The 13,476-nt window shown below is 55.4% G+C and carries 12 protein-coding genes; 11 read left to right on the top strand and 1 reads right to left on the bottom strand.

What is annotated here, in order from left to right; translation table 11 throughout:
• Positions 1-93 precede the first annotated feature (93 nt).
• From epd to fbaA, 3 genes are all read left to right on the top strand, one after another.
• Positions 94-1,113, top strand: a complete 1,020-nt coding sequence (gene epd, locus OOJ60_RS15120) for an erythrose-4-phosphate dehydrogenase (protein ID WP_042290307.1) — start codon at positions 94-96, stop codon at positions 1,111-1,113.
• A gap of 48 nt (positions 1,114-1,161) precedes the next feature.
• The gene (gene pgk / locus OOJ60_RS15115) at positions 1,162-2,325 is read left to right on the top strand and encodes a phosphoglycerate kinase (protein WP_042290304.1); all 1,164 of its coding nucleotides are present in this window, start codon (positions 1,162-1,164) and stop codon (positions 2,323-2,325) included.
• Between the two features lie 96 nt (positions 2,326-2,421).
• On the top strand, positions 2,422-3,501 hold the full coding sequence (fbaA, locus tag OOJ60_RS15110; protein ID WP_042290302.1) for a class II fructose-bisphosphate aldolase: 1,080 nt from the start codon (positions 2,422-2,424) through the stop codon (positions 3,499-3,501).
• A 122-nt stretch (positions 3,502-3,623) separates the two neighbouring features.
• Here fbaA and OOJ60_RS15105 read toward each other — a convergent pair whose 3' ends face one another.
• Entirely contained in the window at positions 3,624-4,529 is a 906-nt protein-coding gene (locus OOJ60_RS15105; RefSeq protein WP_199956957.1) for a carbamate kinase, read from the bottom strand.
• Positions 4,530-4,833: 304 nt separating this feature from the next.
• Here OOJ60_RS15105 and OOJ60_RS15100 point away from each other — a divergent pair, with 304 nt between their 5' ends.
• The 8 genes from OOJ60_RS15100 (at position 4,834) to OOJ60_RS15065 (ending at position 13,476) form a co-directional block, all read left to right on the top strand.
• Positions 4,834-6,057: an MFS transporter gene (locus OOJ60_RS15100; RefSeq protein WP_042290298.1), complete on the top strand. Its 1,224-nt coding sequence runs from the start codon at positions 4,834-4,836 to the stop codon at positions 6,055-6,057.
• Positions 6,058-6,069: 12 nt separating this feature from the next.
• The gene (locus tag OOJ60_RS15095) at positions 6,070-7,731 is read left to right on the top strand and encodes an acyl-CoA synthetase FdrA (protein WP_205612798.1); all 1,662 of its coding nucleotides are present in this window, start codon (positions 6,070-6,072) and stop codon (positions 7,729-7,731) included.
• A gap of 16 nt (positions 7,732-7,747) precedes the next feature.
• Positions 7,748-9,010: a DUF1116 domain-containing protein gene (locus tag OOJ60_RS15090; RefSeq protein WP_042290295.1), complete on the top strand. Its 1,263-nt coding sequence runs from the start codon at positions 7,748-7,750 to the stop codon at positions 9,008-9,010.
• A gap of 99 nt (positions 9,011-9,109) precedes the next feature.
• Positions 9,110-9,937, top strand: a complete 828-nt coding sequence (locus OOJ60_RS15085; protein ID WP_042290292.1) for a DUF2877 domain-containing protein — start codon at positions 9,110-9,112, stop codon at positions 9,935-9,937.
• Positions 9,894-10,832 carry an HTH-type transcriptional activator AllS gene (gene allS, locus OOJ60_RS15080; RefSeq protein ID WP_042290289.1) on the top strand — a complete coding sequence of 313 codons (939 nt, stop codon included), beginning with the start codon at positions 9,894-9,896 and terminating at the stop codon, positions 10,830-10,832. Before OOJ60_RS15085 ends, allS begins: the two co-directional genes overlap by 44 nt.
• A gap of 121 nt (positions 10,833-10,953) precedes the next feature.
• Positions 10,954-11,814 carry a small-conductance mechanosensitive channel MscS gene (locus OOJ60_RS15075; protein WP_205612797.1) on the top strand — a complete coding sequence of 287 codons (861 nt, stop codon included), beginning with the start codon at positions 10,954-10,956 and terminating at the stop codon, positions 11,812-11,814.
• A gap of 189 nt (positions 11,815-12,003) precedes the next feature.
• On the top strand, positions 12,004-12,639 hold the full coding sequence (gene argO, locus OOJ60_RS15070) for an arginine exporter ArgO (RefSeq protein ID WP_060570776.1): 636 nt from the start codon (positions 12,004-12,006) through the stop codon (positions 12,637-12,639).
• 93 nt (positions 12,640-12,732) lie between these two features.
• Positions 12,733-13,476 (top strand): oxidative stress defense protein, encoded by a 744-nt coding sequence (locus tag OOJ60_RS15065; protein WP_042290281.1) that lies wholly within the window; start codon positions 12,733-12,735, stop codon positions 13,474-13,476.

Raw genomic sequence — 13,476 nt, 5'->3', positions numbered from 1 at the left:
AGTCGCAGTTTGCGACAGGTAAGGTTTCCCTGAACGATGCGCTGGATTACTCTGTCAGCCACATCTGAATCAGGATAGCCTTGCAGGAGATCTATGACCGTACGCGTAGCGATTAATGGCTTCGGTCGCATCGGACGTAACGTGGTTCGTGCTTTATACGAATCCGGACGTCGGGCGGAAATCACCGTGGTGGCCATCAACGAACTGGCGGATGCCGCAGGCATGGCGCATTTGTTGAAATATGACACCAGCCATGGACGTTTTGCATGGGACGTTCGCCATGAGCGCGAGCAGCTCATTGTCGGCGACGATTCGATCCGCATCCTGCATCAGCCTTCGCTTGCCGCGTTGCCCTGGCGTGAACTGGGCGTTGATATTGTCCTCGACTGCACGGGCGTATACGGCAGCCGCGAACACGGCGAAGCGCATATCGCCGCAGGCGCGAAGAAAGTGCTCTTTTCACATCCTGGCAGCCACGATCTCGACGCCACCGTTGTGTTTGGCGTCAATCAGGATCGCCTGCGGGCACAAGACCGCATTGTGTCAAACGCGTCCTGCACGACGAACTGCATCATTCCCGTCATCAAATTATTAGATGATGCCTATGGCATCGAGTCTGGTACGGTGACCACAATACACTCCGCCATGCACGATCAGCAGGTTATCGATGCATACCATCCTGACCTGCGGCGTACGCGTGCGGCGAGTCAGTCGATCATTCCGGTCGATACCAAACTGGCGGCAGGCATTACCCGTATTTTTCCGCAGTTTAACGATCGTTTTGAGGCCATTGCGGTGCGTGTTCCTACGATAAACGTCACGGCAATCGACTTAAGCGTCACGGTGAAGAAACCGGTAAAAGCCAATGAAGTCAACCAGTTGCTGCAAAAAGCGGCACAAGGTGCATTTCATGATATAGTTGACTATACGGAATTACCGTTGGTCTCAGTAGATTTTAACCATGACCCGCACAGCGCCATCGTCGATGGCACACAAACGCGAGTCAGTGGTGGGCACCTGATAAAGACGCTGGTCTGGTGCGATAATGAATGGGGCTTTGCTAACAGAATGCTCGACACCACGTTAGCCATGGCCGCTATTGGTTTCAGGTAAAGCGCGTAAGCGCTTGCAAAACTTTAAGAATCAACGAGAGGATTCACCATGTCTGTAATCAAGATGACCGATCTGGATCTTGCTGGTAAACGCGTTTTCATCCGTGCGGATCTGAACGTGCCAGTTAAAGAAGGGAAAGTAACCAGCGACGCGCGTATCCGTGCTTCCCTGCCGACTATCGAACTGGCGCTGAAACAGGGTGCGAAAGTGATGGTCACTTCCCACCTGGGTCGTCCTACCGAAGGCGAGTACAACGAAGAATTCTCTCTGCTGCCGGTTGTTAACTACCTGAAAGACAAACTGTCCAACCCGGTTCGTCTGGTTAAAGATTACCTGGACGGCGTTGAAGTGGCGGCCGGTGAGCTGGTGGTTCTGGAAAACGTTCGCTTTAACAAAGGCGAGAAGAAAGACGACGAAGCGCTGTCCAAAAAATACGCGGCGCTGTGCGACGTGTTCGTCATGGACGCATTTGGTACGGCTCACCGTGCGCAGGCGTCTACTCACGGTATCGGCAAATTTGCTGACGTAGCCTGTGCCGGCCCGCTGCTGGCGGCTGAACTGGACGCGCTGGGTAAAGCGTTGAAAGAACCGGCTCGTCCGATGGTCGCTATCGTCGGCGGTTCTAAAGTCTCTACCAAACTGACGGTACTGGACTCCCTGTCCAAAATCGCTGACCAGCTGATCGTGGGCGGCGGTATCGCCAACACCTTCGTTGCCGCTCAGGGCCACAGCGTAGGGAAATCCCTGTACGAAGCTGACCTGGTTGACGAAGCAAAACGTCTGCTGACCACCTGTGATATCCCGGTGCCGACTGACGTTCGCGTTGCCACCGAGTTCTCCGAAACCGCCGCGGCTACGCTGAAATCTGTCTCTGACGTGAAAGAAGACGAGCAGATCCTGGACATCGGCGACGCGTCTGCACAGCAACTGGCTGAGATCCTGAAGAATGCGAAAACCATTCTGTGGAACGGTCCGGTCGGCGTATTTGAATTCCCGAACTTCCGTAAAGGGACTGAAATCGTGGCTAACGCTATTGCAGACAGCGAAGCGTTCTCTATCGCAGGCGGCGGTGACACCCTGGCGGCTATCGATCTGTTCGGTATTGCAGACAAAATCTCCTACATCTCCACTGGCGGCGGCGCATTCCTCGAATTCGTGGAAGGCAAAGTTCTGCCAGCCGTAGCGATGCTCGAGGAGCGCGCGAAGCAGTAAATTTGTTCAGGCGGGGAAACCCGCCTGTTTTTCAGCGCGCTGAAAGGCCCGCTCCCCCGTTTTAACGGTCGAAGATACAGAAACAGGACTCGCAACATGTCTAAAATTTTTGATTTCGTAAAACCTGGCGTTATCACTGGCGATGACGTACAGAAAGTTTTCCAGGTAGCTAAAGAAAACAACTTTGCTCTGCCAGCAGTAAACTGCGTCGGCACCGACTCCATCAACGCCGTTCTGGAAACCGCTGCAAAAGTGAAAGCGCCGGTTATCGTTCAGTTCTCCAACGGTGGCGCTTCTTTCATCGCGGGCAAAGGCGTAAAAACTGACGTTCCTCAGGGCGCTGCTATCCTGGGTGCGATCTCCGGTGCGCATCACGTTCACCAGATGGCTGAACACTACGGTGTTCCGGTTATTCTGCACACCGACCACTGCGCGAAGAAACTGCTGCCGTGGATCGACGGTCTGCTGGACGCGGGTGAGAAACACTTCGCGGAGACCGGTAAACCGCTGTTCTCGTCTCACATGATCGACCTGTCTGAAGAGTCTCTGGAAGAGAACATCGAAATCTGTTCCAAATACCTGGCGCGCATGTCCAAAATCGGCATGACCCTGGAAATCGAACTGGGCTGCACCGGCGGCGAAGAAGACGGCGTGGATAACAGCCACATGGACGCTTCCGCTCTGTATACCCAGCCGGAAGACGTTGATTACGCGTACACCGAACTGAGCAAAATCAGCCCGCGTTTCACCATCGCGGCTTCCTTCGGTAACGTACACGGCGTTTACAAGCCGGGTAACGTGGTTCTGACCCCGACCATCCTGCGCGACTCTCAGGAATACGTTTCTAAGAAACACAACCTGCCGCACAACAGCCTGAACTTCGTTTTCCACGGCGGTTCCGGTTCTACTGCTCAGGAAATCAAAGATTCCGTAAGCTACGGTGTTATCAAAATGAACATCGATACCGATACCCAATGGGCAACCTGGGAAGGTGTTCTGAAGTACTACAAAGATAACGAAGCGTATCTGCAGGGTCAGCTGGGTAACCCGAAAGGCGAAGATCAGCCGAACAAGAAATACTACGATCCGCGCGTATGGCTGCGTGCAGGCCAGACTTCCATGATCACCCGTCTGGAACAGGCTTTCAAAGAACTGAACGCGGTAGACGTTCTGTAATTTCAGCCTCGCAGATTGTTGAAATGGCTTCCTTCGGGAAGCCATTTTTTTGTCCGTCAGCCGGAGGGGGCTATCACCTCATCCGTCCCGTGAGGTGATAGCGTGCATCCTGCACACAGACATTATCGCGTCACGCAGGTTCCTTTTTCGCCAGCCAGGATCTGCGGCGCATCTTTGAGCGCGCCAATAAAGGCCGCATTCCCGCTCTGCTTGACAAACTGGATCACGGCGGCGGCTTTCGGGCCCATCGCGCCGTCCGGCGCAGCGAAGGGAGCCAGTTCCTCTGGCGTGACGTGACGCAATGCCCGCGCTTGCGGCGTGCCCCAGTGCTCATACACCGCGTCGGCATCGGTGAGGATCAGCAAATGATCGGCGTCGAGAGTACATGCCAGCACCGCTGCCGTTAAATCTTTGTCGATCACCGCTTCGGTTCCCCGATAGCTATCTCCCTGCGCTACAACCGGGACGCCGCCTCCGCCGCAGCAGATTACCGTATGGCCTGCCGCCAGCAGCGTTTGAATAGCATCACCGTCGACAATGTTTTTTGGCGCTGGGGAAGGTACAACCCGACGAATGTGCTGACCGTCGGCTTTTATCGTCCAGCCATAGCGCTTCTCCAGTTCGGTCTGCTGTTCGGGAGGATATACCGGCCCAATGTATTTGCCGGGCGTGGCGAACGCTGCGTCATCAGGATCGACTTCCACGCGCGTCATCAGCGTCGTCACGGGCGTTCCGCCTGCACATTGCGTTAATGCCTGGGCAATAGCGACGCCGATCATGCCCTGGCTTTCAGCCACCAGAATATCCAGCGGCCAGGCGGGAGAACCGGTGTACGCCGCATTTTGCAGCGCCAGTAAACCCACCTGCGGTCCGTTGCCATGAACAATCACCAGCTGATAGTCACGCGCCAGGCTTGTCACGGTTTGTGCAAAAAGCTCAATGCTCCGCTGCTGATTCTCCGCGCTCAAAACCTCTCCGCGCTGCAAAAGCGCATTGCCGCCCAGAGCAATAACCAGTTTCTTTTTCATTTTAGCCTCAATAAATAAATTATCTCGCGGCAAAAATAGCGATATTGAGAACGGATATTGTGATTGCGTCGACAAAGCTGTTACCCCAAAAAATATCTGATTAATGCGTCACGTGTTTATTTAAAATCCTTTAAAAATGATTATTAGATATTTTTTAATAATTAAGACGCCAGTTCCCAGGAATTTATAACAATGAGTTTTGTGTGACTTTGTTCAAAAGAAAAGGGGGATTTGCCCGATAAGGTAGTGACAGTTTAAACATCAATCCTCATCGTTTGGGGAATTTAATACCGGGAGACAGTTTATGTCTGGTTCATGTGAAGTGACTGATGTCACAAATAAAAAAGGAATACCGGCCTGGTGGGTCACTATTTTCCTGTTCTGGCTGGGATGGATTTTTATGTATGCCGACCGGACAATATTGAATCCGGTTATGGGCGAGCTGGAAAAAGAGTTTGGCCTGAGCGGAACGCAATTAGGTATTCTCAACTCGGTGTTCTATTTTTCTTATGCGTTATTACAGGTTCCGGCCGGTATTCTCGGTGACAAAATCGGCAAGAAAAAAGTGCTGGTGCCCGGATTTATTCTGTTTGGCGTTTTTACGGCCGTTACCGGCTGGGCGAAAAGCTGGTACACCTTGCTGTTTGCCCGCGTGGTAACAGGCGCCGGAGAAGGCACCTATTACGGCCCGCAGTATGGCTTATCTTCCGAGCAGATCCCGAAAAAATACCGCTCACTGGGGAGCGCCATTATCAACAGCGGCATGGCGTTTGGTATTGCGCTGGGGCTGATGACGTCGAGCTGGCTGGTGTACGATCAGGGATATTCATGGCGGATGCCGTTTTATGCGATGGCAATCCCCTCGGTGTTGGTTGGCCTGGCGATCTGGTTTTTGGTCAAAGAGAAAAAACGCACCGCCGATACCGATGGCACACAGGCTAAAAAAGGCAAATTCAGCGACCTGCTGAAAAACCGTAATCTGCTGTTGACGTATATTATGGTGTTTTGCAGCCTGTTTGGATTCTTCGTTATCCTGACCTGGCTTCCGTATTATCTGCAAAGTGAACGTGGAATCGCCGGTAGCGAAACGGGTTTTATTTCGTCGCTGGTGGCGTGGATTTCAATTCCTGGCGCGCTGTTATTCTCCAGCCTGTCTGACAAATTAGGTAAGCGCAAACCGTTAATTATGTTCCTCGTGCCGGTTGCGATTATCAGCATGCTGTCAATTATCTGGATGCCCAATATGACCGGGGTAGTGATCGCACTGTGCGTTTACGGCCTTGTCGGCAAACTGGCGCTGGATCCGGTACTGGTGGCACTGGTTGCTGACAGCGTCGATGAAAATAATTACAGCACCGCGTTTGGCTTATTTAATTTTATCGGCATGAGTTCATCGATCCTTGCACCGATTATTGCCGGGGCCGCGCGCGATATTACCGGTAGCCTGGCCTCCAGTTTTTATGTTTCAGCCATTCTGTTGGGCATTGGTCTGATTGCCATGCTGTTTTTGAAAGAAAAACGCACATAAGAGGTAGCGGTAATGATTTACGCCTTTATTAAAAAGGGAAGTTTTCAGGACTCGGTCAGCCTGATGATTATTTCCCGCAAATTGAGCGAACGGCCGGAAGTGGATCAGGTATCGGTCATGATGGGAACGCCAGCCAATAAAGCCATGCTGGACTCCACCGGTTTCTGGCACGACGATTTTGCCGACGCCACGCCAAACGATATTTGCGTGGCGGTGCGAACTCAGGAGGCGCGTCCGGGGATCCTTGACCTCGTTCGTGAACAACTGGAAAAAGAACTCAGCGCGATCGCTAACGCGTCAGGCAGTTCGCAACAATTGCTGAAAGCGCGCCGTTGGGAAAGCGCCTGCCAGAAGCTGCCGCAGGCCAATCTGCTGCTGGTTTCCGTCGCCGGCGAGTACGCGGCGTCAGTTGCCAGAGAAGGGCTGCTGGCAGGTAAGAACGTTATGCTGTTTTCGGACAACGTGCCGTTGGCGCAGGAGGTCGAACTGAAAACGCTGGCGCGCGAGCGTGGGCTGATCGCGATGGGACCGGACTGCGGGACGGCGATGATTGCCGGTAGTCCGCTGGCGTTTGCCAACGTCCTGCCGGAAGGCGGAATCGGGGTTATTGGCGCGTCAGGCACCGGTATTCAGGAAGTGACGTCGCAGATTGCGCTGCGCCATCAGGGGATCAGCCACGCCATTGGTCTGGGGGGGCGCGATCTCAGCGCGGAAGTCGGCGGGATCAGCGCCTTAACCGCTCTTGAGATGCTGGCTGGTGACGACGCCACACGAGTCATCGCTTTTGTCTCAAAGCCGCCGTCGCCGCAGGTCAGAACACGCATTATTACTGCGATGCAGAAGGTTGGAAAACCGGTGGTTGCGCTGTTTCTCGGCAGTAAGCCGGAACGGCGCAGGGAAGGGAACGTCTGGTTGGCAAATTCGCTGTCAGATGCCGCGCAGTTGGCGGTGCTGTTGATGCGCGTTGCGCAACAGCGCGTCAGCCAGCCCGCGGTGGTGGGCAAAACCATTTATGGTCTGTATGCCGGCGGCACCCTTGCCGCAGAGGCCGCAATGTTGCTGTCTGCCGGGCTTGGCGTCCCGGTGAGCGAAACGCACGCCGACGGCGTCATGCTGGAAGCCGAAGGGCATCGCATTGTCGATCTTGGCGATGACAGCTACACCCTGGGCCGGCCACATCCCATGATCGACCCGACCACCCGCAGTATTGAGATTGAAAAACTGGCCGCAATGCCGGAGATCGGCGTGCTGCTACTGGACGTGGTGTTGGGCTATGGCGCCTGTGCTGACCCGGCAGGCGCGGTTGTTGAGGCCGTTGAGCAAGTCCGCGCGAAACGCGACGCGCCTTTGGTCACCATTGCCACCCTGACCGGTACCGACGGTGATCCGCAGGGACGTAGTGATCAAACCGACATCTTGCGCGCTGCCGGTATCGCGGTGGTGGAAACCCTCGAAGAAGCCGTTCTGCTTGCCGTTAGCCTGACGCGCCATCAGGACGTCGGTTCTGCAACCCGTCATAGCGCTCTGCTGGACGGCATTCAGGTGATTAACGCCGGGCTACGCAGCTTCGCGCTGGATCTGCAAAGCAGCGGCACGCCGGTTGTGCATTATCAGTGGGCGCCCGTTGCCGGTGGCAACGCCCGTCTCGCCAGTTTACTCAAGCAGTTACATTAATTTCAGAGGTACCGATATGTATTCATCTATTGCTCAGGCCAACGACGCCATTATTGAACGCATTAAAGCTGCTCGTCCGCACTGGATTGCCGTCCGTCCGGCGAAAGAGGTCATAGAGACGCTGGCGACAGGCCGAAAACTGCTTCACGCGGGGCCACCGATCGCCTGGGAAGAGATGACCGGCCCGATGCGTGGCGCGTGTATTGGCGCGTCGCTGTTTGAAGGATGGGCGGCCAGTGAAGCAGAGGCGCTGGCGCTGTTAAACAAGGGCGAAGTGGCATTCATTCCCTGTCATCACGTTGGCGCGGTCGGGCCGATGGGAGGGATCACCTCTGCAAATATGCCCGTCCTGGTGGTGCGCGACACGGTACACGGCAATCAGTCGTACTGCAATCTGAACGAAGGGATCGGTAAAGTGATGCGCTTTGGCGCTTACGGCGACGACGTCCAGACCCGCCTTCGCTGGATGCGCGATACGCTGGCGCCAGTGCTGCAGGAGGCGTTATCACGCATGGAAAACGGCGTTGATCTGACCGCGTTGATGGCTCAGGCGATCACCATGGGCGACGAATTCCATCAGCGCAATATCGCCGCTTCTTCGCTGCTGCTTCGCACGTTGTCACCGGCGATCGCCGGACTGGACCGACCAAAGGCCGGGATTGTCGACGTGATGCAGTTCCTCAGCGTCACCGATCAGTTCTTCCTTAATCTGGCGATGGCTTACAGCAAAGCGGTCATGGACGCGGCAGCAGAGATTAAGGCCGGTTCCGTTGTCACGGCGATGACGCGTAATGGTCGCGAATTTGGCATTCGCGTTAGCGGCACGGGTGACCGGTGGTTTACTGCGCCGGTGAACACGCCGCAGGGCTTGTTTTTTACCGGCTACAGCCAGGCTGACGCCAACCCGGATATCGGCGACAGCGCCATTACCGAAACGCTGGGCATTGGCGGCGCGGCGATGATTGCCGCCCCCGGCGTGACGCGCTTTGTCGGCGCGGGCGGTATGGGCGCGGCGCTGGAAACCTCTGAAGAGATGGCGGAAATTTATCTGGATCACAACCCGCTGTTCCAGATCCCATCCTGGGATTTCAAAGGCGCGTGCCTGGGGTTGGATATTCGTCGGGTGGTGGAAACGGGGATTACGCCGCTGATCAATACCGGGATTGCGCATCGTGAGGCGGGGATTGGCCAGGTCGGCGCGGGCACTGTACGTGCGCCGCTGCTCTGTTTTGAAAAAGCGCTGGAAGCGCTGGCGGAAGCACATCACATCACCGCGTAGTGTCATGGCCCGGTGGCGCAGTGCTTACCGGGCCTGCATGGCAACGCTGTTGGAGGCCGGACAAGGCGTAGCCGCCATCCGGCATAGCGGAGCAAAGTTATGGTCACCTTCAATGCGCTGGCCAGTGCCGGGCTTAATCGGCTTCCTGACGGCGAATGGCTGCTGCATAGCCGTTTTTCGCAGGCGATCAATTTCATCCATGCCGGAGGCGAACTGCTGACATTGTATCGCTACGGTAAAGGCATGGGGCCGTCGGGCGTCTTGCTGGCTGATGATGTCTTCTCCCGGTGCGCGCAGCATGCAACAATGATCAAGCGGGACGCACAGCTTTATGGACGGAGACTGACCCTACGACCACTGCGGCAATTGACGCTGCGCCTGACGCCCGGGAGCTTACAGCCAGCGGATCTCTCACCTTTTACCTCGCCAACCGGTCTTGGCGGCCCGCTTAATCGTGCCGTCGCGTCACTGTCTGTTTTCCCGCAAATAGCCGCGCAGTTGTCGCGCTGGCAGGCCGGTGTTGCGCCTGACTGGCGCTGGCTGATTGGCTGTGGGCCGGGGTTAACGCCCAGCGGAGATGATATGTTAACCGGCATGTTGGCGGTCTTTCACGCCGTCGCGCTGCCGGTTCGGCTTTTTTTACCCCCGAACGATCAACTCGCTTCGCTGACAACTTCGGTAAGCTGTAGCTATCTGAACAGCGCCAGGGTAGGGGAATTTTCTACCCCCGTACTGCGGGTTATGCGCCGTTTACAGTCCGGGCGTTCGCCACAGCGTGCGATTGGTCGGTTGCTGGCGACGGGACACACCTCTGGCGCCGACATGATGTTAGGGATAGCCATTGCGCAGCGCTGGTTACAGGCCGTTGATTTAAGGGGAAAACATGCTCGATCAGGAAACCATTCGTACCTTTATTCGCGTTGCTGAAACGGAGAGTTTTTCCCGTGCGGCCAGCTCGCTGCATAAAACGCCAGCAGCGATCAGCTATCGCATTAAAACGCTGGAAGAGCAGGTGGGAACACAGTTGTTTTTGCGCACCACGCGTTCTGTCAGCCTGACGCTGGCGGGTCAGCATTTGCTGGAACATTGTCGCCAGTGGCTTAACTGGCTTGACGCGATGCCCGATGAGTTGCAGCAAATTAACGCGGGCGTAGAGCGGCAGGTCAATATCGTCATCAATAATCTTCTTTATCAACCGCAAACCACCGCCGATTTGCTGACCTGGCTGCATCAACACTTTCCCTTTACCCGCTTCCAGATTTCCCGTCAGGTCTATATGGGCGTCTGGGACTCGCTGCTGTATGACGACTATCAACTGGCGATTGGCGTCACTGGCTCTGAGTCGTTGTCGAACAACATTTCGCTGTTGCCGCTGGGGGATATCACCTGGCAGTTTGTGGTGGCGCAGCAACATCCGTTAGCCAGCCATCCGGCGGCGGTATTATCGGATGATGTGCTGCGGCGCTACCCGGCTATCAATATTGAAGACACCTCGCGGACGCTCACCCGGCGCGTGGCCTGGCTGTTAAGCGGGCAAAAAGAGATCAAAGTGCCGGATCTCAGCACCAAGCTGGCCTGTCATTTAAGCGGACTGGGCGTCGGTTTTCTGCCTGAACGTTTATGCCGCCCGTACGTGGAGTCCGGGGCGCTGGTGGCGCGATCCGTCGCAAATCCTCGCCAGCCCTCTCCGCTTTCTCTGGCGTGGAAAAATGCGGGTAGTGGAAAGGTGGTCAGCGAAATCGCCAATATTTTTAAACAGCGTCAGCCCCTGGTTGGGGGCTATTTACGTATGGTCGATCGCCCCGCAGAGCGCCAGAAATAGCCTTACCTCAAACAAGAACGTAACGAAAATGGAATATTGACTTGTTTTTGTTTACCTTTAAGAGGTTATTTCGTGAGATTGATCTCATTTGCTCTTTTTTGTCATGACCAAGGAACATCGAATGGAAGATTTGAATGTTGTCGACAGCATTAACGGCGCGGGGACCTGGCTGGTCCGTAATCAGGCGTTGCTGCTGAGCTATGCCGTCAACATCGTTGCGGCTATCGCCATTATCATCTTCGGGATGATTGTGGCGCGTATCGTCTCGAACACGGTAAACCGTCTGATGCTGGCGCGCCATATTGACGCCACCGTTGCCGACTTCCTCTCTGCGCTGGTGCGTTATGGCATTATCGCCTTCACGCTGATTGCTGCGCTGGGGCGCGTTGGCGTACAAACCGCCTCGGTTATCGCCGTTCTCGGCGCCGCCGGTTTAGCTGTCGGTCTGGCGCTGCAGGGCTCGTTGTCAAACCTTGCCGCAGGCGTGCTGCTGGTGATGTTCCGTCCATTCCGTGCGGGTGAATATGTCGATCTTGGCGGCGTGGCGGGGACAGTGCTGAACGTGCAGATTTTCTCTACCACTATGCGCACCATCGACGGCAAAATCGTGGTGATCCCGAACGGCAAAATCATTGCGGGCAATATTATTAACTTCTCCCGCGAGCCGGTCCGCCGGAATGAATTTATTATTGGCGTGGCTTACGATTCGGATATCGATCAGGTGAAGAAAATCCTGACCGGGATTATCGAATCCGATGAGCGCATTCTGAAAGACCGCGAAATGACGGTGCGACTGAACGAACTGGGCGCGTCCTCGATTAATTTTGTGGTGCGCGTGTGGAGTAAAAGCGGCGACCTGCAAAATGTCTACTGGGACGTACTGGAGCGGATTAAGCGCGAGTTTGACGCCGCGGGTATCAGCTTCCCGTATCCGCAAATGGACGTTAATTTTAAACGTGTAAAAGAACACACGGCAGAGTAAAACGTGCCCGGTGGCGCTAACGCTTACCGGGCCTGTCAGTCTCCAGGCCGGTGCCGGCGTTAGCCGCCATTTGGCAATTTCCCCTCTTGCTATTACCCTTTCTTATACCCGATTAAAATTTTCAATTATCGCTAATAATCTTCCCGCGCTATAGTTTCGCCATAGCGACTTTCTTCAGGAATATTTGACGTGATATCGTATTATTTTCAAGGGCTTGCTCTGGGCGCTGCCATGATCTTACCCCTGGGCCCGCAAAATGCTTTTGTCATGAATCAGGGGATTCGCCGCCAGTACCACATCATGATTGCGTTCCTGTGCGCGGTGAGCGATCTGCTGCTGATTTGTGCCGGGATCTTCGGCGGAAGCGCGCTGCTGATGCAGTCGCCATGGCTGCTGGCGCTGGTGACCTGGGGCGGTGTGGCCTTCCTGCTGTGGTATGGCTTTGGCGCCTTAAGGACGGCCATGAGCAGCAATCTGGCGCTGGCCAGCGCGGAGGTGATGAAACAGGGGCGCTGGAAAATCATCGCCACAATGCTGGCGGTAACCTGGCTGAATCCGCATGTGTATCTGGATACCTTTGTGGTGTTGGGCAGCCTCGGCGGGCAGCTGGCGGTAGAGCCAAAACGTTGGTTCGCGCTTGGCACCGTTAGCGCTTCCTTCTTATGGTTCTTTGGTCTCGCATTGCTGGCGGCGTGGCTCGCGCCGCGTCTGCGTACGGCGAAAGCGCAGCGAATTATCAACACGTTGGTCGGTCTGATAATGTGGTTTATCGCTTTCCAGTTAGCAAAGGAAGGGGTCGCACACGTGCACGCTTTGTTCATCTAAGCGTTGTCTGATGGACATTGGGGCGTTTCGCGCTAAGCTTGCCTGCATGCGCCCTGAAACCCAGGGCAACCTACGTAACAAGGAGGAACGACTGTGAAGTTCAAAGTGATGGCCCTGGCGGCATTAGTTGGTTTAAGTGCACTGTCGGCGCAGGCGAGCGAATTGCCTGACGGACCGCACATCGTGACTTCCGGAACGGCAAGCGTGGATGCAGTGCCTGATATCGCCACTCTGGCCATCGAGGTTAACGTGGCGGCGAAAGACGCGGCGACGGCGAAGAAGCAGGCCGATGAGCGTGTTGCGCAGTATCTCTCTTTCCTGGAGCAAAACCAGATTGCGAAAAAAGACATCAGTTCCGCCAATCTGCGTACCCAGCCCGACTACGACTATCAGAACGGCAAAAGCATTCTGAAAGGCTACCGCGCGGTGCGTACCGTGGAAGTCACTTTGCGTCAGTTAGACAAACTTAACTCGCTGCTGGATGGCGCGTTGAAAGCGGGACTGAACGAAATTCGCTCCGTGTCGTTAGGCGTGGCGCAGCCGAATGCATATAAAGATAAAGCGCGTAAAGCGGCGATTGACGATGCGATCCATCAGGCGCAGGCGCTGGCGGCAGGCTTTAACAGCAAGCTGGGGCCGGTTTACAGCGTGCGTTACCATGTATCAAACTATCAGCCAAGCCCGATGGTACGGATGATGAAAGCCGATGCGGCGCCAGCTTCCGCGCAGGAAACCTACGAGCAGGCGACCATTCAGTTTGACGATCAGGTTGATGTGGTGTTCCAACTGGAACCTGCGGCAGGACAACAGCAGGCAACGGCGGCGAAAGCGCACTAA

Source organism: Citrobacter sp. R4 (genome assembly GCF_026719175.1).
Classification (GTDB): domain Bacteria; phylum Pseudomonadota; class Gammaproteobacteria; order Enterobacterales; family Enterobacteriaceae; genus Citrobacter_A; species Citrobacter_A sedlakii.
This window is presented reverse-complemented; position numbering and strand designations above follow the sequence as displayed.